The following is a 25380-nucleotide window of genomic DNA, read 5'->3' as shown; positions in this document are numbered from 1 at the left end:
CGAAGGGTTCAGGCCTTCACCGGCTTTTCCAGGAGATGGAGCAGGTCGGGATGATGTTTCGCCGCGACGTCGGGATGGGAACGCAGGCGGCTCTTCAGGTGATTGATGCCGACCTCGCGGAAGATCGGGTTGAGCGGATCGACCGTCACGCCGCGCTCGCCGCGCTTCAGCTCCTCCGGCAGCGGAATGACCGGGATCGTCGCGTCGTAGCGGGCGCCGAGGAAGAAGGCGACAGAGAAACGCTCCGTGCCGGAGGGCGGCGTGACGACACCGTGCACGTCCGCGCGCACAAAACCGTTGGTCGCCAGCTCCAGCAGCTCGCCGCTGTTGATGACGAAGGTGCCGGGCACGGGAGGAGCCTCGATCCACTCGCCCTCCTCCGTGCGGATGCGCAGACCCGGCGTCGTATCCTGAAGCAGAACCGTGACGAAACCACCGTCCTTATGCGCACCCACGCCCTGATCGCTGCCGGCGGCATCGCGGCCGGGATAGCGGATGATCTTCAGGAGCTGCGAGGGCGACGGCTCGTAGATATCGGCGAAAGCGTTTTCCGGCTGGCCGAGCGACAGCGCGATCGCCTTCAGGACATCGATGCCGATGCGGGTGACTTCCGCCTGGTAGCGCAGCAGCAGCGGCTTCAGCTCCGGCAGGGCCTCCGGCCACTGGTTCGGGCCGTAGAGCCGGTTCCACGGCGTGTCCGGGCCGGCCTCGACCGGCTCGCCTTCCGTGTTGATGTCGAGCTGCTCGCGCCAGTCCTGTTCGCCACAGGTGCGCTCGTAGCCGGCGCGGTTGTAGCCACGGAAATGCGACGTGTTCACCATTTCGATCGCGAGCTTGTCCGCCTCCGGCAGCGCGAAGAAGCGCTTGGAAACGGCGAGCACCTCGTCGATCAGGCTCTGCGGCACGCCGTGGCCGGTCAGGTAGAAGAAGCCGTGATCGTGCAGGACGCGGGTCAGTTCCTTGACGAAGCCGTCGCGCTCGGCGGGGCTGCCGTAGAAGCGCGAGAAGTCGATCGTCGGCAGGTGGGTGGGCTTGGTGTGAATGGTCATGATCTTGCTCCTCGGATGAATGTGTTGGGCGCGGCGCTGTCGCCCTTGCGAAAACCCGCGGCGGGATGACGGTCCGGCAGCCGGTCGCCCGCGCCGAACAGACGATTGCGCAGGCTTCCCGCGCCATAGCCGGTCTTGTAGCGGCCGCGCTCCTGCAGCACGGGCACCACGAGGTCGACGAAATCCTCGTAGCTTTCCGGCGTCACGGTGCGGGCAAGGTTGAAGCCGTCGATCTCGCCCTCGTCGATCCACGCCTCCAGCACGTCCGCAACCTGCTTTGGATCGCCGACGATCAGCGGATAACGCCCACCGAGCGCCATGCCGGACAGGATGCTGCGCTTCGTCCAGCCGCGTTCGCGCGCGAGATCGACGGAGGTCTGCACGAAATTGCCCTTGCCGTAGGTGATCGGCTCGTCGAGCTCGTACTCGGAGAAGTCGATGCCTGTGCCGGCGGAGAAATGGGCAAGGCCTGCCTCCGGGCTCGCATGGCGCACATACTCTTCGTACTTCTCCTGCGCCGCCTTTTCCATCCGGTCGACGACGACGGTGATGCCGGCAAAGATGCGCACGTCCTCCGCCCGCCGGCCCGCCTCGACCGCGCCCTGGCGGATCCCACGGGATGCGGCGCGGGCGACGGTGGTGTCCGGCGAGGAGATGAAGACGCATTCGGCGTGGCGCGAGGCAAAGGTGCGGCCGCGGCCCGATGTGCCCGCCTGGTAGATCACCGGCGTGCGCTGCCGCGACGGCGCGCTCAGGTGATAGCCCTCGGCTCGGTAATAGGTGCCCTCGTGCCGGATTTTTCGCACACGCGACGGGTCGGCATAGAGGCGCGCCTTGCGATCGCGCAGCACGGCGTCGTCGTCCCAACTGCCTTCCCAGAGCGCATAGAGCAGGTCGAGGCATTCGTCCGCCCGGTCATAGCGCGTATCGTGCTCGCCGAGCGCCTTCTCGCCCACCGCACGGGCAGCGCTGTCGAGATAGCCGGTCACGATGTTCCAGCCGATGCGGCCGTCCGTCAGGTGATCGAGCGTCGAGATGCGCCGGGCGAAGATGTAAGGTTCTTCGGCCTGTACATTGACCGTGACGCCGAAGCCGAGCCCCTTGGTCACCGCCGCCATGGCCGAGACCAGCATCAGCGGATCGTTGACCGGAAGCTGGACGGATTCGCGCAAGGTCAGGTCGACGGACTGCTGGTAGACGTCATAGACCCCGACGATATCCGCCAGGAACAGGCCGTCGAACAGGCCGCGCTCCAGCGTCGCCGCCAGCGATGTCCAGTAGTCGAGCCGCGTATAGCGATGCGACTGGTCGCGCGGATGGGTCCACAGGCCATGGTTGATATGGCCGACGGAGTTCATGTTGAACGCGTTGAGCAGGATTTCCTTTGGCATAGCCGCGATCAGATCCAGGAATGCAGCGGCGGCTGCACGCCGTTGAGGTAATATTGGCCCACCGCGTGGAACTTCCAGCGCACGGGATCGTGCAGCGTGTGCGTGCGCGCATCGCGCCAGAAGCGGTCGAGATTGTGGGTGCCGAGCGTCGAGCGGGTGCCGGCGAGTTCGAAGAGCTTGTTGGCGGCGGCAAGCGCCACTTCCGTCGTCAGCACCTTGGCCTCGGCAACGGCGATCTTCGCCTTGCCGATCGTCTCGTCGTTGACGTCGGCAATCGTCTCGTCGAGCTGCCGGCCGGCGCGCTCTAGCAGCGCCTCGGCGGCGTGCAGGCGGATCTTCAAGTCGCCGATCGCGGCGATCGTATAGGGATCGTCCGCCGCCCGGTCGGCACCGCTGTCGATCCATGGCCTTGCATGGTTGCGCACGAGATCGATCGTCGCGTCGATCGCGCCGCGCGCAATGCCGGCATCGATCGCCGCGTGGATGAGCTGGCTCTGCGGGCCGACGGCGCTCTGGTTCTCGTAGACGATATGGGCCGGCAGCACCCGGCTCGCCGGGATCGCCACCGCGTCGAGGATGACCGTGCCGCTTGCCGTGGTGCGCTGGCCGAAGGCCGACCAGTCGTTGACGACCTCCAGCCCCTCGGCATCGCGATCGGCGACGGCGACGACGACATGGCCTTCCTCATCCAGCGCGACGATCGGCACGAGATGGGCAAAGAGCGCACCCGTCGAATAGAACTTGCGGCCGGAGACGACGAAATGCTCGCCCTTGCGCACGAGCTTCGTCTCGAAGGTCTCGACATTCTTGCCGCCGAATTCGGAGAAGGCATTTCCGAGACGTTTGCCGGCGAGCACGGCGCCGAAAAGTTCACGTTTCTGCTCTTCGCTCGCCGTCTGGCGGATGACGTCGATGATCTCGAAACTGTTCTGCGCGATCTGCGTCAGCGAGGGATCGCCGGCCGCAAGCGTCGCAAAAACCTTTGCCAGCGTGACCTGCGAGACGCCAGCGCCACCATAGGCCTTGGGAATGGTGATGCCCCACAGCCCGCTCTGCGAAAACAGGTCCACCTCCCGGAACGGCAGAAGGCGCTCGCGGTCGCGCTCCTTCGCCTCGGCGGCAAAGAGCGGCCTCAGCTGCTCTGCAACGGCGATCGCCTCCGCATCGTCACGGATGACATGCGCGGCGACAACCGGCGGGTTGGGCACCCAGCCCGGTTCGCCCGGTGCCGGATCGGTGGGGAGGCTTCTTGCAGTCGCATTGCTCAGAGTCATGGTGCAGCCGTCGTCAGGTCGGAAAGAATGGGCCGGGCTGCGACAGCGCGCACCCGGCGGCGAAGGACTGGATGTTCAGAAGGCGGCGACCACTTGCCCCTTGTAGCGCTCCTCGATGAACGCCCGGGTCTCCTCGCTGTTCAGCACCTTGGCGAGCTTGGCGACACGCGCGTCGTCCTTGGTCTCCGGGCGCGTCACGAGATATTCGCTCCAGACGTTGTAGCCGTCCTGGCCGCGGTCGATGAGCAACGCCTTGGAGATGTCGAGCTTCGCCTCGAAGACGTAGTTGCCGTTGAGCGCGGCCAGATCGACCTCGCCGAGCGCGCGCGGCAGGAGCGCGGATTCGAGTTCGACGATCTTCAGGTTCTTCGGGTTTTCGGTGATGTCCTTGATGGTCGGCAGCACGTCGTCCGGCGAGGTCAGTTCCGGCTTGCCGGAGACCTTGATGAGGCCGAGCTTCTGAAGCAGCAGCAGCCCGCGGCCGCCATTGACCGGATCGTTCGGGATGGCGACCGTGGCACCGTCCTCGAGCTTGTCGACCGCGTCGATCTTCGTCGAATAGGCGACGAAAGGCTCGATATGCACAGGCACGATCGGCACGAGTTCCGTGCCGCGCTGCTTGTTGTAGTCGTTCAGGAACGGCCGGTACTGGTAGTAGTTGGCGTCGAGTTCGCCGGAGACGAGCTGGGCGTTCGGCTGGATGTAATCGGTGAAGACGCGGATATCGAGGTCGAGGCCGTCCTTGGCGAGGATCGGTTTGACGAATTCGAGGATCTCGGCGTGCGGGATGGCGGTGGCGCCGACGACGAGGGTTTCATCCGCCTTGGCGGCGCCAGAGGCGGCGAGCGCCAAGGCGGCGGCAAGGGCAAGCGATTTCAGAATGCGCATATGGTCCTCCTATTGCGGGTTATTTGCGGGAAAAGCGGGTGACGAGCCGGTTGCCGCTCGCCTGGATGAGCTGGACGAAGACGATGAGGATCGCGACGCAGACCAGCATGATTTCCGTCTGGAAACGGTGGTAGCCGTAACGGATCGCCAGATCCCCGAGCCCGCCGCCGCCGATGGCGCCAGACATGGCCGTGTAATCGACGAGCACGATCGCGGTGACGGTGACGGCGGCCAAGAGGCTCGGCAGAGCTTCGGGCAGCACGGCGCGAAAAATCGTCTGCGAGGTCGAAGCGCCCATGGCAAGGCTCGCCTCGATGATGCCGCGGTCGACCTCGCGTAGCGCCGTCTCGACGAGCCGCGCGAAGAAGGGCGACGTGCCGACGACGAGCGGGAAGATGACGCCGCGAATGCCGAGCGAGGTGCCGGTGACCAGCACCGTGACCGGCATCAGCACGATGAGCAGGATGATGAACGGCACCGAACGGATGATGTTCAGCACGAAGGACAGGCCGCCATAGGCGACCGGCGCCTGGAACAGCTGCTGGCGGCCGGTGAGGAACAGCAGGATGCCAAGCGGCAGGCCGACGAGAACGGTGAGCAGCAGCGCGCCGCCGACCATGGCCAGCGTCTGGCCGAGTGCCGCGCCGATATCGCCCCAATAGAGGTTTTCAAACGACATGAAGCGGCCTTTCCTGAAGGCGGGGCGGCACGACGGGAAGCTCCTCGGCAAGCGCCCCGCCCTGCAATTCCACATCGACGCCGCTGGCGCGCAGGCCGGCAATGGCGCCCGCCACGTCGCGACCGCTCAACGACACGACGAACTGCGCATAGGGCGTCTCGCGAATATGCCCGATGCGGCCGCCGAGGATGCTGTAGTCGACAAGATTCTCACGCGCGATACGGCCGAGGATCGGCTTGTGTGCGGCCGGCCCCGTGAAGGTGAGCCGAACGGTGCGGCCGCCGAGGTCGGACACGGCGACGGCATCCAGCGAACCGCCATCGGGCTCCGCCTCGCGCACCAGCCGCAGCGTTGCAGAATGGCGCGGATGCAGGAAGACGTCGGTCACCGGCCCCTCCTCCACGACGCGGCCGCGATCGAGCACGGCGACGCGGTCGCAGGTGCGGCGGATGACGTCCATCTCATGGGTGATGAGCACGATGGTGACGCCGAGCTCGCGGTTGATCTGGCGCAGCAGGTCGAGCACGGAGCCCGTCGTCTGCGGGTCGAGCGCGCTCGTCGCCTCGTCGCAGAGCAGCACCTGCGGCTCGCAGGCAAGCGCCCGTGCAATGCCGACGCGCTGCTTCTGGCCGCCGGAAAGCTGGCGGGGATATTTGTGGGCGTGCTCGGTGAGCCCGACGCGGGCGAGCAGCGCCGCCACCCGCTCGGCGATCTCGATCTTGCCAAACTCACCGGTGAGTTCCAGTGGATAGGCGACATTGCCGGCGACGGTGCGCGCACTCAACAGGTTGAAATGCTGGAAGATCATGCCGATCGAGCGGCGAAGCTCGCGCAGGCGCTGGCCCTTGGCGTCCGTCACCCGCACGCCCGCGACGAAGACCTCGCCGCCCGTCGGGCGCTCCAGAAGATTGATGAGGCGCACCAGCGTCGATTTGCCCGCCCCGGAGGAGCCGATGATGCCAAAGATCTCGCCCTTGGCGACCACGAGGTCGATGCCGTCGAGCGCGGCAACCAAACCATCCTTGCCGGCAAAGCTTTTGGTGATGCCCTCGAGCCTGATCATCGCCGTCAGCCCGCGCTCGCGCCAATGCGCCACTGATAGGGCGGCGGCGTGCCGTTGACGGCGAAATCACCGATGATGCGGTGCTTGTAGATGCGCGGATTGTGCGAGGCGAGCGTGCGGGCATTGCGCCAGTGCCGGTCGAGACCCGCCGGCTTCTTCGTCGCGGACGCGCCGAGCGCATCGAAAAGCAGGGTCGATGCGTCGAGGATCAGGTCCGAGACGACGGTCTGGGCCTGCGCGGCCTCCAGTTCGGCGATCGCATTCGCCTTTTCCTCGGCCTCGGCATCGTTATTGAAATGGGCGTCGTAGGCGCGCTGGACGCTGGCCGCCGCCTGAAGGGTGATGGCGCTTGCGGCATAGGCGGCGGCGCGGATGCGGCCGACGACCTGCAGCACCTGCGGGTCCTGGCTGGAGCGCGCGGCGGCGGCGTGGGTGTAAGTGCGGCGGCGCTCCGCCACTGCCTTTGCCACATCGCCCGTAATCGCCCGGCCGATGCCGGCGAGCGTGGCGAGATGCACGAGCTGGTAGAAGGCCGCGCTGTATTTGAAGCGATCGTCATCGATGATGACGTCTTCCGGCTGGACCGCCACATCGCGGAAGGTGGTCGTGCCGCTCGCCGTCAGCGTCTGACCGAAACCGTCCCAGTCGTCGATCACATCGACACCCTCGGCCTCGCGCCGCACCGCGACGGAGATGCCTTCTCCATCGGAATTCGACGCGCCGACATCGATCCAATCGGCGAAGAACGAGCCGGTCGTATAGTATTTCGCACCATTGAGGACGAGCCTGCCGTCCTTCTCGGCGACATTGGTGGCGAAGCGTTCAAGGGCCGCACCGGTGCCGATCTCGCTCCAGGCATTGCCCGTGATCTCGCCGCGCGCAATGCGGCCGACCCAGAGGGCGCGCCGCTCGGCATCCTTGGTGTTCAGGATATCCTCGGTGAAGCCGAAATGGCCGCGCAGGGCCTGCGTGATGTTCGAATCGGCCTCGGAAAGCTCAACGAGCAGGTTGAAGAACTGCGGCAGGCTGGCACCCTTGCCGCTATCGGCGACCGGAAGGCGCACGGCGCCAAAGCCCGCCTCCTTCAGGCGGCGGATCGCCTCGTGCGGCAGGTCGCGCACAAGGTCACGCTCCGTGGCGCGGTCGGCGATTTCAGCGAAAATCGGCCGGAACGGCGCGGCAAGCGCCTCGTAGTCTTCTCCGGGACCAGCGCCCCAGGCATCGTCGATCTGCGTCATTGTCTACTCATCGCTGCCGTGAACAGGCGAAAGGCCCGTCACGCTTGGAATTGACGGCGAGAGTAGCGTTTGCCCGGCTCAAATACAGAAATTCTATCTTTTTTATATATTATAAAAGGGAATGGCATTTCTTTTTGCTGAGATGTCACGCCCGGAACGCAAAACCCCGGCGCGAGGAGGAAGCGCCGGGGTCGTGCTCCGAAGGGGTCGCTGGCGTCAGGCCAGCGCGATGGCCCGCTCCAGATCGGCGATCAAATCGTCCGGGTGTTCGAGGCCGATGGAAAGGCGCACGTAGCCGGGCGTGACGCCGGTTGCGAGCTGGTCCTCCAGCGAAAGCTGCGAATGGGTCGTCGTCGACGGGTGGATCGCCAGCGAGCGGGCGTCGCCGATATTCGCGAGATGGTAGAAGAGCTGGAGGCTGTCGATGAAGCGGCGGCCGGCCTCGCGCCCGCCCTTCAGCTCAAAGCCGACCAGCGCGCCGAAATAGCCGGGCTTGAAGTATTTTTCCGCCCGCGCCTGCGCGGTCCCGTCCTGGAATTTCGGGAAAATCACCCGCTCCACCTTGGCGTGGCCCTTGAGATAGTCGGCGACCTTCACCGCGTTCTCATTGTGCTGGCGCAGGCGCAGCGGCAGGGTTTCGAGACCCTGGATGAACTGGAAGGCGTTCTGCGGGCTGATCGCCGCGCCAAGATCGCGCAGCAGGACGGCGCGGGCGCGCAGGATATAGGGATGGAAAGCGATCGTCGCGGCCTTCTCGATCCAGGTCTTGCCCTGGTAGCTCGGATCGGGCTCGTTGAGGTTCGGCTGGCGCTCGGCATGCTCGGCCCAGGGGAAGGTGCCGCTGTCGACGATCGCACCGCCGATCGAGGTGCCGTGGCCGCCGATATATTTCGTCGTCGAATAGACGACCACCGCGGCGCCATGTTCCAGCGGCCGAATGATCAGGGGTGCGGCCGTGTTGTCGACGATGAGCGGAATGCCGTGGCGGCGGCCGATGGCGGCGACCTCGGCGATCGGGAAGACCTCCAGCTTCGGGTTCGGCAGGGATTCCGCGTAATAGGCGCGCGTGCGCTCGTCTGTCGCCGTCTCGAAGGCTTCCGGGTCCGATGCATCGACGAAGCGCGTTTCGATGCCGAAGCTTTTCAGCGTCGCGGCGAACAGCGCCCAGGTGCCGCCATAGAGGCCGGCCGCACTGACGATGTTGTCGCCCGCCCGCGCCACGTTGAGGATCGCATAGGCCGAGGCGGCCTGGCCGGAGGAGAGCGCCAGCGCCGCTGCACCGCCTTCCAGCTCGGCGAGACGCTGTTCGAAGGCATCCTGCGTCGGGTTGGAGACGCGGGTGTAGAGATGGCCGGCGGCTTCGAGCGCGAAGAGCTTGTCGGCGCCGTCCGTGCCGGGCAGCTGGAAGGACGAGGTCTGGTAGATCGGCACGGCGACCGCGCCGCTCGTCGGATCGAAGCGGAAGCTGCCGCCATGCAGCGCGATGGTCTCCGGATGCCGGCTCTTGAAGGTGGCGGTTCCAGCCGGGACCTGGACGACATCCTGCTCGGCGACCTCGGGTGACTGGTGGATCGTCATGAAGCTTCTCCTTGGATAAGGCGCCCTCAGGCGCGCGAGGGACGGGCCGATAGAACAACGCCCGCGACGAGAATGGCCGCGGCCGCCCAGAAGGCTTCCGGCGCGTACCACCGGATGCCGTAGAGATGGTCGTTGGTGCAGAGCGCCTGAGCGAGCGAGCAGAGGTCGGTCGCGCCCGCGATGCAGGTCACGGCCTGGCCGACGGTGAGGTAATCGTTCTCGACGACCTTGCTGAAGATCAGCCACCACCAGCCGAGCGCCAGCAGCGCGAAGACGCAGCCGGCAATGGCAATGATGAAATCGGTCGCGCGGCCGTTAGACGTCATGGGATATGCCCAGCTTTTCGAGCAGCGAACGGCGCAGTGCAATGAGATCGGCATCATCCCGCCGGCGCGGATGGGACTGGTCGACACGCACTTCCGCGACGATGGAGGCCGGCCGGTCGGAAAGCACGATGACCCGGTCGGCAAGCAGCAGCGCTTCCTCGACATCGTGGGTCACGAGCAGCGCCGTAAAGCCGGCGCTCTTCCAAAGGTCGAGCAACTCGTTCTGCATGCGCAGCCGGGTCAGCGAGTCGAGCTTGCCGAAGGGCTCGTCGAGCAGCAGCAGCTTCGGATCGTTGACGAGCGCGCGGGCGAGTGCCGCCCGCTGCGCCATGCCGCCGGACAACTGGTGCGGGTAGAAATCGGAAAAGCCTTCCAGCTTGACCAGTTTCAAGACCTCGTCGATGCGGTATTCGCGCTCGCGGATGAGGCCGCGGGCTTCAAGCCCGATCGCGATATTGCCGCGCACGGTGCGCCAGGGAAACAGTGTCGGGTCCTGGAAGACGAGGATGCGGTCGGGGTCGGGTGCCGCGATCGGCCGGCCGTCCTCGCGCACGCTGCCGGTGGTGGGCGTCTCCAGCCCGGCGGCAAGCCGCAGCAGCGTGGACTTGCCGCAACCAGAGGGACCGAGCAGGGCGACAAATTCGCCGGGCGCGATAGAGAGACTCACATCGTCGAGAACCTGAAGATCCTTGCCGTCGACATCATAGCGATGGGAAACGGTCTCGACGTCGAGCGCGATGCTGGTGGAGGCCGCAGGCTCCGCAAGGGCGAGCGACATCAGAGGATCCCCTTCTGCCAGTTGAGAAGGCGATCGCGGGCCACGAAGAGCAGGCGCACCAAGCCCGCGCAGATCAGGGCCATGACGATGAGGGCGGCATAGACATTGGCATAGGCCGAATAGGCCGTGTTGAACTGGAGATACCAGCCGAGCCCGAACTTGGCGCCGAGCATTTCGGCGACGACCAGCACCGCGAAGGAATAGTAGAGCCCCATGAAGAGGCCGACGAAGACGTTCGGCAGGGACGCCGGGATCGCGACCTTGAAGATGAGGAAGCGATTGTCCGCCCCGAGCGTGCGGGCGACATCGTAATATGACCGGTTCACCTGGCCGACGCCCGCCGCCGTGAGGATCGCGACCGGGATGCCGGAGGCGAGCGCCACGAGAAAGATCGAGGCGTGGAAGGTCGAGGGGAAGATGAAGAAGGTGCAGGGAATCCAGGCGCTCGCCGGCACCGGGCCGATGAGCTTCAGCAGCGGCATGCCCCAATAGGCGAACCGCTTCGACCAGCCGAGCGCCACACCGCCGGCAAAGCCGACGAGGATGCCTGAAAAGAATCCGAGACCCCAGAGGCGTCCGGTATAGGCGATGCAGATCAGCAGCCGGTCCCAGTCCGTGACGTAGACATGCAGCAGGCCCTGCGGCGGCGAGAAGAAGGGTTTCGGCAGCCAGCCGAGCTTGGCCGTCAGCACTTCCCAGATCGCAAGCCAGAGCCCGAGCACGATGAACCAGGGGCCGTAGTGCACGAGCGTGCGCCCAGCGCTGCCGAGCCGATGCACCGAGACCGACAGCGCCAGGAATATGCCGGCGCCGACGAGCGTGACGGCCGCGAACAATTCCGTCGCGCCCCATGTGATGACATCGGGCAGCCCATAGGTCAGCGCCGAGAGGAGCAGCCACGTCCCTGCCGCAAAGAGCCCGTTGCGCCAGATGCCCCCGGGCGGCAGGGCGAAGGATCGCCGCGCTGCCCCGCCGAATGTTTCCTCGACCGCCGCACTCATCGGGTCACGCGAAGATGTCGATGGTGATGCGGTTGGCGATCTCGTCAGGATCGGTGCCGGCGTCGATGACCCCCGTCAGCTTGAGATCCTCGTAGCCGATCTTCACTTCCTTCAGCAGCTCCTTGCCGAACCAGTGGTCGTGGTAGGTGAAGGAGGCGAGAACCTCGGTCAGGTCCTCCAGCGGCAGGCCGGGCCGCAGCGTGTCGAAATACCACTTGGCCACCTCGTCCGGATGCGTGGACGTGTACTGGTGGATTTCGAGATTTGCCGACGCCACGCGCTTGATGGCGTCCTTGTTTGCTTCATAATAGTCGCCGTTGACGCCGAGCACGCAGCAGACGCGATCCTTGAACGTGCCGGTCTGCGTATCCGCGACGCGGCGAAAGCCGTGCTGCTTCTCGTAGGAATAGGCCCAGGGGTCCATGTGGGCGACGGCGTCCGCCTCGCCCTTCAGCACGCCTTCGGCGACGAGATCGAAGGGGAAGACCTTCCAGGTGACGTCGGTTTCCGGATTGAGGCCCGCCTTGGCGAGCGCCACCGAGAAGGCGACGCGCGAGGGCGACATGACGTCGAAGGTGCCGATCGTCTTGCCCTTGAGGTCCGTCAGCGTCTTGATGTCGGAGTCCGGCTTGACCAGAATGCTCTGGCAACCGCCATGCGAACCGGCGAAAAGCCGCACGTCAAAACCCTGCTCGATCGGCTTCAGCCAATCGTAGAGCAGGCCGGGGCCAGCTTCCGCCTTGCGGGTGGCGAGCGCCTGGATCAAGGTCTGGCCGCTGGCACCCTGGTAGAACAGTTCCACATCGAGGCCGTGTTTGGCATAAATGCCCTTGGCAAGGCCGAAACCAACGGGAGAATGGCAGGCGGCGACTTCCGTCCATTCCAGCTTGATCGGAACGAGGTTGCCGGCAATGGCGTAGCGCGTGGAGCGCGCGCCGATTACACCGGCCGTGGCGGCAACGGCGGTGACACCCGCCGCCTTGATCAGGCCGCGGCGCGAAAGGCCTTTGGAGAAGATGGTTTCGGATTGCTGGCTCATCGGCGGTCCCCTCGGAAATTGATGGAGCCAGATTAACAGTATTATATATAGTTTATAGATTTTATGGATTATATCTTGGCGCCCGCGAGGAATTTCCTTCCGCGCACGGCGGCTCCCTTGGATTGACGTCCTCAGGAGGCTTCATCGGGCGGGTCGGAGATTGCATAGGCGCCCTCTGATCCAGCCCCCCAATTCCGGTGAACGTCGCTTGTGGGGCAAGGTCTCCATGCACAATCGGCCGGCACGCTCCGGACGACTTAAGACGCCCGTGATGTTTTTTTCGCGAAAACGGATCGAAACGGCTCTTCAAACCTCATCCCACGGGAAGCAATTTCCCTCCTTGCCCCACAAATTGGCACGCACGTTTCTTAAATACACTAATTTTATAGATAATATAAATATACCTTTCGCCAATCGGCCCTACGCCCATCCGCCGGAAGCTCGGTTCTTTTTGAAAATGGGGACATTTCAATATGATAGTGCAGAAAACCTTCCGAAGGGCGATCCAGTCGGCAGCGGCGGCCGCCTTCCTGGCTACTACGATGCTTGCCGGTTTCGCCCATGCTGGCCCGACGCTCGACAAGATTAACCAGCGCGGCGCCATCAAGGTCGGCGTCGGCACGACGCCCGGCTTCTTCGCGCCGGACAGCAACGGCAAGTGGCAGGGCTTCTTCATCGATTTCGGCCGCGCCCTGTCGATCGCCGTGTTCGGCACGCCGGACAAGGTGGAGTTCACCTCCTCCTCGCCGCAGCAGCGCCTTCCTGCCCTCCAGAGCGGCGAGTTCGACATCCTGCTGTCCGGCGTGACGGTCACCACCACCCGTGCCTTCAAGCTCGGCTTCCACTTCGGCCCGACGGTCTTCTATGACGGCCAGGGCATTCTCGTGCGCAAGGACCTCGGCGTGACGAAGGCGGCCGATCTGGACGGCGCGACCATCGGTGCGCAGAGCGGCACGACGGGCGAGCTCAACGTCGCCGACTTCTTCCGCAAGACCAGCAAGACCTTCACGCCGGTCACCATCGAGGACACCGGGCAGTTCATCGATGCCCTGGAATCCGGCCGTGTCGATGCGATCACGCAGGATTCTTCCGACCTCGTTGGCAAGCGCACCCAACTGAAGAACCCCGACGACTACGTGCTCCTGCCCGAGCGCCTGTCCAAGGAGCCGCTCGCACCGGCGATCGCCGGCGGCGACGACCGCTGGCTGGAACTGGTCAACTGGACGGTGAACGCCACCATCCAGGCCGAGGAATGGGGCATCACCTCGGCGAATGTCGACGAATTCCTGGAATCGGACGATCCGGCCATCCAGCGCTTCCTGGGCGTCGATCCGTCCTTCGGCACGGAGCTCGGGCTCGATCCGAAATGGGCCTACAACATCATCAAGACGCTCGGCAATTACGGCGAGATCTACGATCGCAACCTGAAGCCGCTCGGCTGGGAGCGCGGCTATAACAGCCTGTGGACCAATGGCGGCCTGCTCTATTCGCCGCCCTTCCGCTGATGTCCGACAGACGCGTGTTCCACGCCATCGTGCCGGGCCCTCCAAGGCCCGGCATACTGGGGCCTGGCATCCTGGGCAAATTCCGCGTCTGGTGGGGCGACTGGCCATTCGGCCAGCTCGCCTTTCTCGTGGCACTCGCCGCGCTTGGCGCGCTGTTCGTCGCGAATGTGGTCGAGACCATGGCCCGCGTCGGCATCCTGCCCGGCTTCGGTTTCCTCACCGGTTCGGCCAATTTCGAGATCGGCGAAAGCGCCATCGCGTTTCGGGCGGGCGATACCTATCTGCGGGCGATCCTTGCCGGGCTTCTCAACACGCTGAAAGTCTCGCTGCTCGGCTGCCTGCTCGCCACGATCTGCGGCGTCGCCATCGGCATTGCCGGGCTTTCGCGCAACCTGCTTTTGTCCGGGCTCGTGCGCTGGTTCATCGAGATCACCCGCAACACGCCCTTGCTGCTCCAACTCTTCTTCTGGATGTCGCTCGCCAAGGCCCTGCCGGCGCCGCGCCAGGCCTCCGCCCTTTTCGGCACCGTCTTCCTCACCAGCCGCGGCGTCTACCTGCCCTCGCTGTCGCTGGAGGGTGGCCCTTTCGGCCTCCTCGCGACCCTGGCGCTTGCGGCGGCTCTCGGTCTTGCCCTCATCCTGCTGCTCCGCCTTTCCGGCCGCCTGACCCACCGCTCTGGAGCGCTGGCGACCGCCGTCGTCTTCGTGGCGAGCCTTGCCTTCCTCGTCCTCTCCGGTGCGCGGCCCGTTGCCGAGGTGCCGGCGCTCTCCGGCTTCAACATTCGCGGCGGCCTCAATCTCTCGCCGGAATTTGCGGCCCTCCTCACCGGCCTCGTCGTGAAATTCTCGGCCCTCATCGCGGAGATCGTGCGGGCGGGCATCCAGTCGGTCGGCGGCGGCCAGTGGGAGGCGGCGCGCGCACTCGGCCTGCATGACGGGCACATCATTCGCCTCATCGTGCTGCCGCAGGCGCTGCGCGTCATCACCCCTCTGACGACATCGAGCTATCTCGACCTCACCAAGGATTCGAGCCTTGCCGTCGCCATCGGCTTTCCCGACCTCGTCAGCATCATCAACACGACAGCCAACACGACCGGCCAGTCGATGGAGGCGCTGATCATCCTCATCGGCACCTTCCTCGTGATAAACCTCAGCCTTTCCGCCCTGATGAACGCCTATAACAACCGCGTCGCTCTAAGGGGAACCGTGCGATGAGCGCCGCCCCGGCCCGCCTCCTGACAGGGCTCAGAACCGGCCTGTTCGGCACCCGCGCCAACACGCTCATTACGCTTGCGACGCTGCTGCTGCTGTCCCAGGTCGTGCCGCCGCTGTTGCGCTGGGCCTTGCTCGACGCCACGTTTACCGGCAATGCGGATGCCTGCACGCGCGACGGCGCCTGCTGGGCCTTCGTCACGGCGAAACTTCGCTTCATCCTCTTCGCTTTCTACCCGCCCGACCTGCAATGGCGGCCGACGCTCGTCATCCTGCTTCTCGCGGCCATCCTGTCTTTGAGTGCGCTGCCGCGCTTCTGGGGTCGCCCGCTGCTCTTCGCCTGGCCGCTGACCATCCTCGCCTGCTGGCTGCTGATGCAGGGCGCCTTCACCGATACGCAGATCCCTTCCAACCAGTGGGGCGGCCTGCCGGTCACGCTCTTCGTCTGGGCCGTGTGTTTTGCCGCCGCGACGCCCATCGCCGTGCTGCTGGCGCTCGCCCGCCGTTCGAAGCTCGGGGGCCTGCGCACCTTTTCCGTGCTCTATATCGAGCTGATGCGCGGCACGCCGATGGTCGGCATCCTCTATGTTGCCATGCTGATCCTGCCGATGGCCCTGCCGGACGGGCTTTCCATCGACAAGATGCTGCGCGCCATCGTCATGGTGACGCTGTTCTGGGCCGCCTATATCGCCGAAGTCATCCGCGCCGGCCTCCAGGCCATTCCCGGCGGGCAGACGGAAGCGGCAACCGCGCTCGGCCTCTCCTACTGGCGCACGCAGCAGCTCGTCATCCTGCCACAGGCCCTGCGCATCGTCATTCCGGCCATGGTCAATCTCGCCATCGGCTTCCTTCTGGCGACGTCGCTGCTGGCGGTCATCGGCATCTTCGACCTTCTCAACGCCGCCCGCGCCTCCGCCGCCGATCCGAAATGGCTCGGCTTCTACAACGAGGCCTATCTCGTCGTCGCTGCCGTCTATTTCGTCATCTGCTTTGCAGCCTCCCGTTACAGCCGGTGGCTGGAGGACAGGTTGAAGGCCGGCCGGCGCGAGCCATGACGGGACGATTGGCGCGCGATGAATAATCCTTGCAGGCGTTCCATAAGAGAATAGATTTCCTTACTGAAACTATAGAAATTATTATTTTACCCATAGCTCCACTTGCCGCCGGCATGCGGAGGCTCTCCAGATGATCGGCAGCCCGCCGCGGCAGGAAGACATGTCATGACCAAGACCGACCAGCCCCTTGATTTCCTCTGGTTCATCCCGAGTTCCGGCGATGGTTCCTATCTCGGCTCGGACGAACTCAGCCGCCCGCCGGATCCGGGATATCTTCGCGAGATCGCGGTCGCCGTCGACCGTCTCGGCTATTCGGGCGTGCTCATTCCGGTCGGTGCTGCCTGCGAAGAATCCTTCGTGCTGGCCGCCGACCTTGCCGCGCGCACGGAGAGGCTGAAATTCCTCGTGGCGATCCGCCCCGGCACGGCGACGCCGGCCTATTATGCGCGCCTCGCCGCCACGCTCGACCGCGTGTCGAACGGCCGGCTGCTACTCAATATCGTGGTCGGCGGCAGCGCACAGGAACTTGCCGGCGACGGCATCTTCCTGCCGCATGACGAGCGCTACGACCATGCGAGCGAATTCTTCCAGGTCTTCAACGAGCTGATCGAGACCGGCAAGTCCACCCTCGACGGCAAATATATCAAGGCGATCAACGCGCAGCTCGGCCTGCCGCCGGTGCAGCAGCCGCGCCCGCCGATCTATTTCGGCGGATCGTCCGAAGCGGCGATCGATTTTGCCGGCGGCCTCGTCGACAAATACCTGACCTGGGGCGAACCGCCGGCACAGGTCGCGGAAAAGATCGCCCATGCGCGCAAGGTCGCCGCCAGCAAGGGCCGCGAGGCGACCTTCGGCATCCGCCTGCATTTCATCGTGCGCGAGACGGATGACGAAGCGTGGGAAGCCGCCGACCGGCTGATTTCCAGGCTTTCGGACGAGGCCATCGCCTCGGCGCAGGAGGTGCTGACCAAGAATTCCGACTCCGTCGGCCAGGCGCGCATGGTGGCCCTGCACAACGGCCGGCGCGACAAGCTGGAAGTGTCGCCGAACCTGTGGGCCGGCATCGGCCTCGTGCGTTCCGGCGCAGGCACCGCATTGGTGGGCTCGCCCAAGACCGTCGCCGCGCGGCTGCGCGAATACCAGGCACTCGGCATCGATACGGTGATCGCTTCCGGTTATCCGCATGTGGAAGAGGCCTACCGCGTTTCCGAACTGCTCTTCCCGGAACTCGGCCTTCCCGGCCCGCGCGGCCAGCTGCGCGCCTCCTTCGGCGACCGCCAGGTCTTCGGCGGCGGCGGCCACGGCGGCAACGTCAAGCTGACCTCGGCATCGTAGCGTTTGTCAGGGAAAAGTGGGAACCGGTTTTCCCGAAAAGACAAACGAAAACAAAAGAACCTAGAGTATGTCTGGTTCAGTCTGAACCAGACATACTCTAGCCGTCTGGTCACGGCCTGCGGCTTGCCATGGCAACGCCGCAGGACCGCCCGGCCCGGGGTTTAAGGTCAAGCGAACCGCGATTGACCCTCCGGGGCCGTTCTTCCTTGTTGCGGCATTTCCACCGTTGAACGTTTGCTATATTGCATTACCGACAATCGATAGCGTTCGATCGCGGATAATATCTCATGCAATTTCAACCTGCGAAGACCCTATTCATGACGGCGCAACCGAATATTCGGATCACGCTTTGACCGATTCCAGCCCGCCCTTGTCGCTTGACCTGCTTGGCTGGTCCGATTTCTTCGCGGTTCAGGTCGAGCCAGGCGAAGCGGAGCTCGCGCCCAGGCGCGTCGCTTCGGTTCACCGGGCGCGCATCGACGCGATCGGCGTCACCGGACCGGTCGGGCTCGAGCTTCCGCCGAATAGCAACACCGCGGAGTTCGCGGTGGGCGACTGGGTTCTTGCCGATCCCCTGACAGGCATGTTGGTCCGCCGTCTCGACCGAAAGACAGTGTTTCAGCGGCGCGCGGAAGGCGCACAGGGCCAGCAACTTGCTGCAGCCAATGTCGATACCCTCTTTATCGTGACCTCGTGCAATGCCGATTTCAACGTCGGGAGGCTGGAGCGCTACCTGATCATGGCCAACCAGGCCGGGACCGATCCGGTGATCGTGCTGACCAAGGCTGACACCGCCGAAGACGCAGGCACATTCGAGCAGCAGGCCAAGGCGCTGCAGCGTGACCTGCCTGTCGTCGTCTTGAATGCGCGCTCGGCCGATGCCGCTTCCCTGTTGAAACGCTGGTGCGGCGTCGGCCAGACCGTGGCGCTGGTGGGATCCTCCGGTGTCGGAAAATCGACGCTGGTGAACACGCTTGCCGGGCTTGCACCCGACACGATGCAGAAGACCGGAAGCATCCGCGAACGTGATGCAAAGGGCCGGCACACCACGACCGCGCGATCGCTGCACGCCATTTCAGCCGGCGGCTGGGTTATCGATACGCCGGGGATACGGACGCTCTACGTCAGCGACGTGACCGATGGCATCGATACCCTGTTTGCCGAAATCACCGATCTGGCGCCGCTTTGTAAATTTCGCGATTGCACCCATGCCCACGAGCCGGGCTGCGCCGTGCAGGCAGCGATCGCCGGCGGGACGCTCGCCGCCGATCGCCTGGAACGCTGGCGCAGTCTGCAGGCAGAAAACCGCGGCAGAACGCCGGTGGTCAGCGGACCGCGGGGCAACAAGATCGTCCGCAAGAATAAATATCGAGGTTCGTAGGCCTGATGCCGACCCGCAGGCCGGGGACGTGCGCATCTCCGTTTGACTTCGGCTGGCAGGCAAGAATTCCGAGCGCCCAACCAGTCCCTTGTCCGGGGTCGCCATCACGTCCGGGTGGTCGCATCTTCTCCTAATTTTTTTACCCTGCGGGCTTCCCTCCCGCGATTGCAGCCATAGTTACGCCTCTACGGTGCAATTCTGCGCTGGATTAAGGAGTTTGGGCTTTGGCTACATCTGTTCTCATCAGCATCTTGATCACCTTCCTTGTGATCGTGCTGGTTCTTTATCTCATCGGACGTTTACCCCTCGATGGCCGCGCGAAGCAGATCGCCCAGGTGGTCGTCATCATCATCGGCATTATTGCCCTGCTGAAGTATATTGCGGTGTTCTAGCCATTATGCCCGCAAGATGGCGGGCGGCGGAGGGATTGACCTTTCCGTCGCCCATATCTGAACCGTCATGTGCTTCCAGCGCTGGCCTGTAGACTGAATTCCAGCGAGGAACAATTTCGGCCTCGCAACATTGTCCTCCGTGCAAGTTTGCGCACCAAGGAGATTCCAATGAAAACCCTAGCCGACATTTTCGAGCACACGCTTCAGGACATCTACTACGCCGAGAACGCCATCACGAAGGCGCTGCCGAAAGTTGCGAAGGCGGCAACGGACCCGAAGCTGAAGAAGGCGGCCGAGGATCACCTTGAAGAAACCAAGGGCCAGATCAAGAAGCTGGAGCAGGTTTTCAAGTCGATCGGCAAAAAGGCTTCCGGCGAAAAGTGCGATGCCATTGAAGGCCTGATCAAGGAGGCCGACGGCCTCATGAAGGAAGCATCCGGCACGGCACTCGACGCGGGCTTGCTTGCCGCCTGCCAGGCTGTCGAGCACTACGAGATTTCGCGCTACGGCTCGCTTCGCGAATGGGCCAAGGACCTCGGTCATGATGAAGCCCACAAATTGCTCAGCGAAATCCTCGACGAGGAAAAAGCGACGAACAACAAACTGACCAACCTCGCCGTCACATCCGTCAACAAGACGTCGGCGGCCAGGAAGGCCGCATAATGGCTCATCGCTATGACGGCCTCCGGACCGAGGCCGCCATAGCGGGTCAAACGACCCATCCTTATAGCCCGCTCGTGTTCAGCGAATAGCGCGTGTGCCTGCGTTCGCCGATGCGCGTCAGCGCACCCTTCACCACCAGGTCATGAAGATCACGCGTCGCCGTCGCCCGGGAGGTCCGCGTGCTGTCTCCCTGTCGCCAAGACAGAGGTGGACTACCTGCTCTCACGCCTTGCGAAGTACGACAAGCGCGCAGCGCTCTAGAAAAGCGCGCGCCCGGTGCGACCTTGTCACCCTGACAAGGATCGGCTTTCCTGCCGCTGTCCTACAGTCTATTCACGAGCGAGCCGATCAGCCGAGAGACCCCGATGGCATCCTTTGAAATGATCACATCCGCTTCTGCGCGCCTTCGTGGACATGTAAGGCGCACTCCCTTGCTGTCGTCCCCGTTTCTCGATGACATGGCAGGGCGGCGCATCCTGGTAAAAGCGGAATGTCTCCAGCATACCGGATCCTTCAAGTTTCGCGGCGGCTGGTCGGCACTCTCCGCCTTGCCACCGGAAATCCGCAAAAACGGCGTGATCGCGTTTTCTTCCGGCAACCACGCACAGGGCGTAGCCCTGGCGGCGAAGCTGCATGGCGTGGCATCCGTGATCGTCATGCCCTCCGACGCACCGAAGACGAAGATTGAAAATACCCGGGCCTTCGGCGCCGAGGTCGTCTTATACGACCGCCTCAACGAAGATCGCGACGCCATCGGTGCGCGGCTTTCCGCGGAACGGGGGCTGACGCTGGTCAAACCTTTCGATGAACCGATGGTCATCGCCGGCCAGGGCACGGCGGGACTTGAGATTGCCGAACAGGCCGAGGAAGAAGGCGTGAGCGCGGCAGAGGTGCTCGTGCCCTGTGGCGGCGGCGGGTTGAGTTCGGGCATTGCACTGGCGCTCGAAACGCGCGCGCCCGGCTTTATCGTGCGCACCTGCGAGCCGGAGAATTTCGACGACTTCGCCCGCTCGCTGACGTCCGGAGAGATCGGGCGCAACAGTGCCCTTACAGGTTCGATCTGCGACGCGATCCTCACGCCGGAACCGGGCAAGATCACGTTTCCAATCTTGAAGCGGCTCGCCGGCGCCGGCATCGCGGTGTCCGACGACGAGGCTCTCCGTGCCATGGCGCTTGCCTTCAAGCGCCTGAAGATCGTCATCGAGCCGGGCGGCGCGGTCGCTCTGGCAGCCGCCCTGTTCCATGGCACCGCGCTGGGAAGCGATACGATCATCGCTGTCGCTTCCGGCGGCAATGTCGATATGCCGATCTTCGCCTCCGCGCTGGAGCGTTTCGGCTGACTGTCTTTCGACAGTCCCGCCCGTGACCCATCCGGATACAATCAGGATGCCGCTAATCTCCGCCAGCACCCGGCATTGCTGCGCCTTTGTGGACTCCATCGCATGGGTCCAGAGTTACGTCCGGGTCAACGGTTCGCGCCCCCCTGCCGAAGTCTTCGGCAGGGGCTTCCGGCTCACAACTCGACGCAGTGGAAAACGGCGACCTCGAATGGGCGGAAGCCCTGCTGCGCCAGCACCTCAAGCAGGCCCATGAATACGGTGCCGGCGAACGCGACTGACGACGCACGAAAGAAAAGGCTGGGAACCCGACGGCTCCCAGCCTTCTTGCTAAATCGTTGCCAGCGACGCGCTCAGAACTCTTCCCAGGAGTCGTTCTGGACGGCGACGGCGGCCGAACCCCGTGCCCCGAAGGCGCTGGCGATGCGGTTGACCATGCTGCGGGCGGGTGAGCCAGATGGAGCCGCTTTGGCGACGGGTGCAGCCGGGCGCGCGGAATAATCCGCCGATGTGCCGCTTCCCAACTGGAACTGTCCGACCAGGTCGCGCAGCCGGGTCGCCTCGTTGGCCAGCGTTGCGCCGGCGGCATTGGCTTCTTCCACCATCGCCGCGTTCTGCTGGGTGACCTGGTCCATCTGGTTGACGGCGGTGTTGACCTCCGTCAGTCCGATCGACTGCTCTCTTGACGATGTCGCGATGGCGTCCATGTGCTGGTTGATCGAGACGATATAGCCTTCGATAGTTCTCAGCGCTTCGCCCGTCTGGCTCACCAGATGAACGCCATTTCCAACCTCGGCCGACGAGTTGCTGATCAGGCCCTTGATTTCCTTGGCAGCCTTTGCCGAACGCTGTGCCAGCTCGCGGACCTCCTGTGCGACGACCGCGAAGCCCTTGCCGGCTTCGCCGGCGCGCGCCGCTTCAACGCCCGCGTTCAGAGCCAGCAGGTTGGTCTGGAAGGCGATATCATCGATGACGCCGATAATGCTGGAAATCTGGTTGGAAGACTGCTCGATCTTGCCCATGGCATCGACCGCATTCGCAACGACCTCGCCTGACTGCCGGGCGCTCTGGTTCGCCTGGATGGCCACCGTGCGCGCCTCCTCGACGCGCTTGGAGGAATTGCCCACATTGGTCGTGATCTGGTCGAGGGCCGCGGCCGTTTCCTCAAGCGAGGCAGCCTGCTGCTCGGTGCGCTTGGAAAGATCGTCGGCGCTCTGGCTGATCTCGCGTGATCCGCTGTCGATGGAGCCGGTTGCATCCGCAACGGCGGCCATCGTATCGCGCAGCTGCGCCACGGCGCGGTTGAAGTCGTTGCGCAGGCTTTCGAACTCCTCGGAGAACGGCTGGCTCAGCTGGGCGCCGAGATTGCCGGAGGCGAGCTGTTGCAGCCCGGAAGCAAGGCCGTCGGTCGCCTGCGCCATCGCCTCCGCGCGGACGCGATCCTGCTCGGCGGCAACACGTCGATGCTCCTCGGACTCGTTGCGCTGGGCTTCCGCCTGGCGCTCCAGGTCACGCGTCTTCAAGCCATTATCCTTGAACACCTTGACCGCCCGGGCCATCGCGCCGACTTCGTCGCGACGGGAATCGCCTTCGATCGTCGCCGTGAGATCGCCGGCGGCCAGGCTCGTCATCGTTCCCGTGAGGCGGCCGAGCGTGCCGGCCAGCGAGCGGGCGAAGAGGAGGAAGCCGAGAAGGGACAGGAGCGAAACCACGGCCGTGCCGATGACCGTCATCCACAGAGCCGTCTTGCCCTCGTTAACGATCGAGCTGACGTCGGACGCGATCTCCAGGATGCCGATCGTGGCGCCAGAGTAGTTGTTGAAAGGCACGGCCTTGACGACATACGTCACGTCGTTGGACACAACCTGCTTTTGAAGGGCCTTCCCATCGAAGGCGGCCTTCAGCTCATCGTCGGAAAGGAACACGGAATCGGTCGTCGAAGCCTGCTTTTCCAATTTCCCATCGACGAGGATATGGACCGCGACAGCGCCGTCGATCCGTTTCGCGAGAGGCTCGAAATAGGCGTTCGCCAGGCTGGTTCCGACATCGACGACGCCGACCGTCTGGCCGCCGCTGATGACCGGAGCCGACGCGAACATGCTGACGGCGGCGCGACCGGGTTCGATACCCGCCACCAGCTTGCCGCTGGACAGCGCCTCCACGACGGTCTTGCGGCGCGCCTTCATGTCGTCGCCGAATTTGTCCGGCGTGTGAATGCGGGCGACAGCCTCGCCCTTGGCATTGACGAACGTCATCAATTGCGGGCCGCCGTCACGCACGACGGCCGGCAATGTCGGCGCGTGCCGGGCGACGATCTCGTCGCGAGCGTTCGTGGTGATCAGGTCGGCGACCTCGGGTTCGCCGGCAATCATCAGGGCCAGGGCGGAGGCGGCCTTGCGCTGGGCCGCCATGTCCGTTTCGATGAGCGCGAGGTCGCTTGCGACTTCGCGCTGCAAGGCGTCGTTGGTCGCGAGCGACTGCCGATACCAGGCCGTGCCTCCAATCGCGATGCTGGAAAACAGAACGGCTGCGAAACCGCAGGCCGTGATCGTCATCCACAGAGGACGTCTAATCTCGACTTCAGGCATTGAACCCCACCTTGATACAACTTGAGTTGCACTACTGATGAGGAGTAACTCTTCAATTTTAAGTAAATTTGTTCAGGTGAAAAATACCTCGTAATTTCTTGTAGCGGCCAATCGCCTCCGCGAAAGCAGCCGGCGCCGAGATCGTTCGGCAGGCCGTCGGCCGCCATTTCGTTCTTGTTTCGAAAAGCCGATGACCTGGCAGCAGGCGATCTCACGCCGCATGACATAAACCGATCGCAGCCTCACGCCAGTTGATCACGCATCGTCAGCGCGTTTTGAATAGCGGCGCCGGACGCCGTGTTGTCGAATACGCACCAGCTGTCGGGCGCAAGACGCTTGCCAAAGGACCGGATTTCTTCATCGCTATAGTTGGAATAGTAGATCCTGGGTGTGCCGTGCAGCCGAATATATTTGGGCGGATCGGGAAAATCGGGGATCGGCCAGACGGGCGCCGGATCAGCGAGAACGCGATCGATGTCATGGCGTTGAAGAACCGCGCGCGCCGATTGCGAAGCCCAGCTTTCGTGGCGCGGCTCGAGCACCAGCATGCCGGCAAACGCAGCACGCATCGCTGCGAAGGCACTCTCGGCCTCGGCGGCATCGAATTCGAGACCGGGTGGCAGTTGGCACAACAACGGTCCGAGCTTGCCGGTCAGGGGTGAGATCTCGTCCAGAAACGTCGTGAAGAGCGGATGGATATCGCGCAACCGGTGTTCATGGGTGATCGCGCGCGGCACCTTGACGGCAAAACGAAAGTCATCCGGCACCGATTGCGCCCAGCGCTCGAACGTCGTTGTCCGGTGATGACGGTAGAATGTCGAATTGATCTCCACCCCGCTGAAGACAGCGGCATAGCGGGTGAGCCCGCTCCCTGTTTCGGGGAATCGATGCGCCACCGTCCTGGGGATCGACCATGCAGCTGTCGCGATAACCGGCACCGTCGTCTGTCCTTCGCATCGAAGAAAGGCCGGCAGATGCCGGCCTTTCCCTGGAACCTTTAACGCCTGTAGCGCAGGCGTTCCTGTTCGATTTCCGCAGTGCCATAGGGCGGCTTGGTCTCGTCGAACTGCGTCCAGCCTTCTTCGGCATAGGCCGCACGCCGCTGGCCCGGATCGACCCAGTTGGCGTCGCGAAGGATGGCTTCCGCCTCGGCATGGAGGCTTTCATCGACCTTCGCGGTAACGAGCGTTCCGCCGCGACGCACGCCTTCCGCATAAACGTGGGCATGCTCTTCCGGAACGCCGGAGGACGTCAGTGCGCCGATCAGGCCGCCGGCGGCACCGCCTGCGACGGCACCGGCAACAGCACCCGCTGCCGTGGCCGCAAGCCAGCCTGCCGCAACGACAGGGCCGACGCCGGGTATCGCCATGATGCCGAGCCCCGTCAGCAGGCCGCCGACGCCGCCGACAGCGGCGCCGATGCCGGCGCCTGTGCCCGCACCTTCCGCAGCATTGGAATCCTTGCCATGGCGCTCATCCGCATTGTTGGAAACGATGCTGATATCGCTGGAAGGCACACCGCGCGCTTCAAGGGCGCTGACGGCGGCGCTGGCATCGGAATAGTCGTCGAAAAGTCCGGTAACGGTCTTCATGGAAATCTCCTGAACGCT

23 protein-coding genes are annotated in these 25380 nt (G+C 64.3%); 8 read left to right on the top strand and 15 right to left on the bottom strand.

Annotated elements, in window-relative coordinates; translation table 11 throughout:
- Positions 1 to 8: 8 nt before the first annotated feature.
- The 12 genes from VGN93_RS12705 to VGN93_RS12650 form a co-directional block, all read right to left on the bottom strand.
- The gene (locus VGN93_RS12705) at positions 9 to 1049 is read right to left on the bottom strand and encodes an isopenicillin N synthase family dioxygenase (protein WP_327507768.1); all 1041 of its coding nucleotides are present in this window, start codon (positions 1047 to 1049) and stop codon (positions 9 to 11) included.
- Positions 1046 to 2440: an LLM class flavin-dependent oxidoreductase gene (locus tag VGN93_RS12700; RefSeq protein WP_327507767.1), complete on the bottom strand. Its 1395-nt coding sequence runs from the start codon at positions 2438 to 2440 to the stop codon at positions 1046 to 1048. The genes VGN93_RS12705 and VGN93_RS12700 overlap by 4 nt, the downstream gene beginning before the upstream one ends.
- A gap of 8 nt (positions 2441 to 2448) precedes the next feature.
- Entirely contained in the window at positions 2449 to 3714 is a 1266-nt protein-coding gene (locus VGN93_RS12695; RefSeq protein WP_327507766.1) for an SfnB family sulfur acquisition oxidoreductase, read from the bottom strand.
- Positions 3715 to 3789: 75 nt separating this feature from the next.
- Positions 3790 to 4602: a MetQ/NlpA family ABC transporter substrate-binding protein gene (locus VGN93_RS12690; protein WP_327507765.1), complete on the bottom strand. Its 813-nt coding sequence runs from the start codon at positions 4600 to 4602 to the stop codon at positions 3790 to 3792.
- A 19-nt stretch (positions 4603 to 4621) separates the two neighbouring features.
- Positions 4622 to 5281, bottom strand: a complete 660-nt coding sequence (locus tag VGN93_RS12685; RefSeq protein ID WP_327507764.1) for a methionine ABC transporter permease — start codon at positions 5279 to 5281, stop codon at positions 4622 to 4624.
- A complete protein-coding gene (locus VGN93_RS12680) occupies positions 5271 to 6344 on the bottom strand; it encodes a methionine ABC transporter ATP-binding protein (RefSeq protein WP_327507763.1) in 1074 nt (357 codons plus the stop codon). The genes VGN93_RS12685 and VGN93_RS12680 overlap by 11 nt, the downstream gene beginning before the upstream one ends.
- A gap of 5 nt (positions 6345 to 6349) precedes the next feature.
- Entirely contained in the window at positions 6350 to 7582 is a 1233-nt protein-coding gene (locus VGN93_RS12675; protein ID WP_327507762.1) for an acyl-CoA dehydrogenase family protein, read from the bottom strand.
- A gap of 216 nt (positions 7583 to 7798) precedes the next feature.
- Complete coding sequence (locus VGN93_RS12670; RefSeq protein WP_327507761.1) at positions 7799 to 9160, bottom strand: O-acetylhomoserine aminocarboxypropyltransferase/cysteine synthase family protein; 1362 nt, start codon at positions 9158 to 9160, stop codon at positions 7799 to 7801.
- A 26-nt stretch (positions 9161 to 9186) separates the two neighbouring features.
- Complete coding sequence (locus tag VGN93_RS12665; RefSeq protein WP_327507760.1) at positions 9187 to 9486, bottom strand: hypothetical protein; 300 nt, start codon at positions 9484 to 9486, stop codon at positions 9187 to 9189.
- On the bottom strand, positions 9476 to 10264 hold the full coding sequence (locus tag VGN93_RS12660) for an ABC transporter ATP-binding protein (RefSeq protein WP_327507759.1): 789 nt from the start codon (positions 10262 to 10264) through the stop codon (positions 9476 to 9478). Before VGN93_RS12660 ends, VGN93_RS12665 begins: the two co-directional genes overlap by 11 nt.
- Entirely contained in the window at positions 10264 to 11265 is a 1002-nt protein-coding gene (locus tag VGN93_RS12655) for an ABC transporter permease (protein WP_327507758.1), read from the bottom strand. The genes VGN93_RS12660 and VGN93_RS12655 overlap by 1 nt, the downstream gene beginning before the upstream one ends.
- A gap of 4 nt (positions 11266 to 11269) precedes the next feature.
- Positions 11270 to 12304, bottom strand: coding sequence for an ABC transporter substrate-binding protein (locus VGN93_RS12650; protein WP_327507757.1), 1035 nt, complete (start codon positions 12302 to 12304; stop codon positions 11270 to 11272).
- A 542-nt stretch (positions 12305 to 12846) separates the two neighbouring features.
- Between VGN93_RS12650 and VGN93_RS12645 the strand changes: the two genes are divergently transcribed.
- The 8 genes from VGN93_RS12645 to VGN93_RS12610 all read left to right on the top strand — a co-directional run bounded on the left by VGN93_RS12645 (position 12847) and on the right by VGN93_RS12610 (position 21186).
- Positions 12847 to 13809: an amino acid ABC transporter substrate-binding protein gene (locus VGN93_RS12645; RefSeq protein WP_414714090.1), complete on the top strand. Its 963-nt coding sequence runs from the start codon at positions 12847 to 12849 to the stop codon at positions 13807 to 13809.
- Positions 13809 to 15023 carry an ABC transporter permease subunit gene (locus VGN93_RS12640; protein WP_327507755.1) on the top strand — a complete coding sequence of 405 codons (1215 nt, stop codon included), beginning with the start codon at positions 13809 to 13811 and terminating at the stop codon, positions 15021 to 15023. Before VGN93_RS12645 ends, VGN93_RS12640 begins: the two co-directional genes overlap by 1 nt.
- A complete protein-coding gene (locus VGN93_RS12635) occupies positions 15020 to 16075 on the top strand; it encodes an amino acid ABC transporter permease (protein WP_327507754.1) in 1056 nt (351 codons plus the stop codon). Before VGN93_RS12640 ends, VGN93_RS12635 begins: the two co-directional genes overlap by 4 nt.
- Before the next feature lie 165 nt (positions 16076 to 16240).
- Positions 16241 to 17410, top strand: a complete 1170-nt coding sequence (gene ssuD / locus VGN93_RS12630; RefSeq protein WP_319315066.1) for an FMNH2-dependent alkanesulfonate monooxygenase — start codon at positions 16241 to 16243, stop codon at positions 17408 to 17410.
- Positions 17411 to 17759: 349 nt separating this feature from the next.
- The gene (gene rsgA, locus VGN93_RS12625; protein WP_327507753.1) at positions 17760 to 18791 is read left to right on the top strand and encodes a ribosome small subunit-dependent GTPase A; all 1032 of its coding nucleotides are present in this window, start codon (positions 17760 to 17762) and stop codon (positions 18789 to 18791) included.
- 224 nt (positions 18792 to 19015) lie between these two features.
- Positions 19016 to 19183 carry a Thivi_2564 family membrane protein gene (locus VGN93_RS12620; protein WP_257951385.1) on the top strand — a complete coding sequence of 56 codons (168 nt, stop codon included), beginning with the start codon at positions 19016 to 19018 and terminating at the stop codon, positions 19181 to 19183.
- 168 nt (positions 19184 to 19351) lie between these two features.
- The gene (locus VGN93_RS12615) at positions 19352 to 19846 is read left to right on the top strand and encodes a ferritin-like domain-containing protein (RefSeq protein WP_319315058.1); all 495 of its coding nucleotides are present in this window, start codon (positions 19352 to 19354) and stop codon (positions 19844 to 19846) included.
- Positions 19847 to 20211: 365 nt separating this feature from the next.
- Entirely contained in the window at positions 20212 to 21186 is a 975-nt protein-coding gene (locus VGN93_RS12610) for a threonine/serine dehydratase (RefSeq protein ID WP_319315055.1), read from the top strand.
- Positions 21187 to 21536: 350 nt separating this feature from the next.
- On the opposite strand, the gene VGN93_RS12605 is transcribed toward VGN93_RS12610, so the two are convergent.
- The 3 genes from VGN93_RS12605 to VGN93_RS12595 form a co-directional block, all read right to left on the bottom strand.
- Complete coding sequence (locus VGN93_RS12605) at positions 21537 to 23738, bottom strand: methyl-accepting chemotaxis protein (protein WP_327507752.1); 2202 nt, start codon at positions 23736 to 23738, stop codon at positions 21537 to 21539.
- 275 nt (positions 23739 to 24013) lie between these two features.
- Entirely contained in the window at positions 24014 to 24709 is a 696-nt protein-coding gene (locus VGN93_RS12600) for a DUF72 domain-containing protein (protein WP_319315050.1), read from the bottom strand.
- A 59-nt stretch (positions 24710 to 24768) separates the two neighbouring features.
- Positions 24769 to 25362 carry a general stress protein gene (locus VGN93_RS12595; RefSeq protein ID WP_319315047.1) on the bottom strand — a complete coding sequence of 198 codons (594 nt, stop codon included), beginning with the start codon at positions 25360 to 25362 and terminating at the stop codon, positions 24769 to 24771.
- Positions 25363 to 25380: the final 18 nt, after the last annotated feature.

This window comes from Shinella sp., assembly GCF_035998705.1.
In the GTDB taxonomy this organism is placed as follows: Bacteria; Pseudomonadota; Alphaproteobacteria; order Rhizobiales; family Rhizobiaceae; genus Shinella.
The sequence above is the reverse complement of the archived record's forward strand: the minus strand, read 5'-3'. Positions and strand labels throughout refer to the sequence as shown.

Excerpts from the sequence above, each read along its gene's own strand:
- VGN93_RS12650 (WP_327507757.1), bottom strand. The coding sequence starts at position 12,304 with ATGAGCCAGCAATCCGAAACCATCTTCTCCAAAGGCCTTTCGCGCCGC.
- VGN93_RS12700 (WP_327507767.1), bottom strand. The coding sequence starts at position 2,440 with ATGCCAAAGGAAATCCTGCTCAACGCGTTCAACATGAACTCCGTCGGC.
- VGN93_RS12660 (WP_327507759.1), bottom strand. The coding sequence starts at position 10,264 with ATGTCGCTCGCCCTTGCGGAGCCTGCGGCCTCCACCAGCATCGCGCTC.
- VGN93_RS12640 (WP_327507755.1), top strand. The coding sequence starts at position 13,809 with ATGTCCGACAGACGCGTGTTCCACGCCATCGTGCCGGGCCCTCCAAGG.
- VGN93_RS12655 (WP_327507758.1), bottom strand. The coding sequence starts at position 11,265 with ATGAGTGCGGCGGTCGAGGAAACATTCGGCGGGGCAGCGCGGCGATCC.
- VGN93_RS12635 (WP_327507754.1), top strand. The coding sequence starts at position 15,020 with ATGAGCGCCGCCCCGGCCCGCCTCCTGACAGGGCTCAGAACCGGCCTG.
- VGN93_RS12670 (WP_327507761.1), bottom strand. The coding sequence starts at position 9,160 with ATGACGATCCACCAGTCACCCGAGGTCGCCGAGCAGGATGTCGTCCAG.
- VGN93_RS12680 (WP_327507763.1), bottom strand. The coding sequence starts at position 6,344 with ATGATCAGGCTCGAGGGCATCACCAAAAGCTTTGCCGGCAAGGATGGT.
- ssuD (WP_319315066.1), top strand. The coding sequence starts at position 16,241 with ATGACCAAGACCGACCAGCCCCTTGATTTCCTCTGGTTCATCCCGAGT.
- VGN93_RS12665 (WP_327507760.1), bottom strand. The coding sequence starts at position 9,486 with ATGACGTCTAACGGCCGCGCGACCGATTTCATCATTGCCATTGCCGGC.
- VGN93_RS12645 (WP_414714090.1), top strand. The coding sequence starts at position 12,847 with ATGCTTGCCGGTTTCGCCCATGCTGGCCCGACGCTCGACAAGATTAAC.
- VGN93_RS12615 (WP_319315058.1), top strand. The coding sequence starts at position 19,352 with ATGAAAACCCTAGCCGACATTTTCGAGCACACGCTTCAGGACATCTAC.
- VGN93_RS12605 (WP_327507752.1), bottom strand. The coding sequence starts at position 23,738 with ATGACGATCACGGCCTGCGGTTTCGCAGCCGTTCTGTTTTCCAGCATC.
- VGN93_RS12695 (WP_327507766.1), bottom strand. The coding sequence starts at position 3,714 with ATGACTCTGAGCAATGCGACTGCAAGAAGCCTCCCCACCGATCCGGCA.
- VGN93_RS12595 (WP_319315047.1), bottom strand. The coding sequence starts at position 25,362 with ATGAAGACCGTTACCGGACTTTTCGACGACTATTCCGATGCCAGCGCC.
- VGN93_RS12690 (WP_327507765.1), bottom strand. The coding sequence starts at position 4,602 with ATGCGCATTCTGAAATCGCTTGCCCTTGCCGCCGCCTTGGCGCTCGCC.
- VGN93_RS12685 (WP_327507764.1), bottom strand. The coding sequence starts at position 5,281 with ATGTCGTTTGAAAACCTCTATTGGGGCGATATCGGCGCGGCACTCGGC.
- VGN93_RS12610 (WP_319315055.1), top strand. The coding sequence starts at position 20,212 with ATGGCATCCTTTGAAATGATCACATCCGCTTCTGCGCGCCTTCGTGGA.
- VGN93_RS12705 (WP_327507768.1), bottom strand. The coding sequence starts at position 1,049 with ATGACCATTCACACCAAGCCCACCCACCTGCCGACGATCGACTTCTCG.
- VGN93_RS12675 (WP_327507762.1), bottom strand. The coding sequence starts at position 7,582 with ATGACGCAGATCGACGATGCCTGGGGCGCTGGTCCCGGAGAAGACTAC.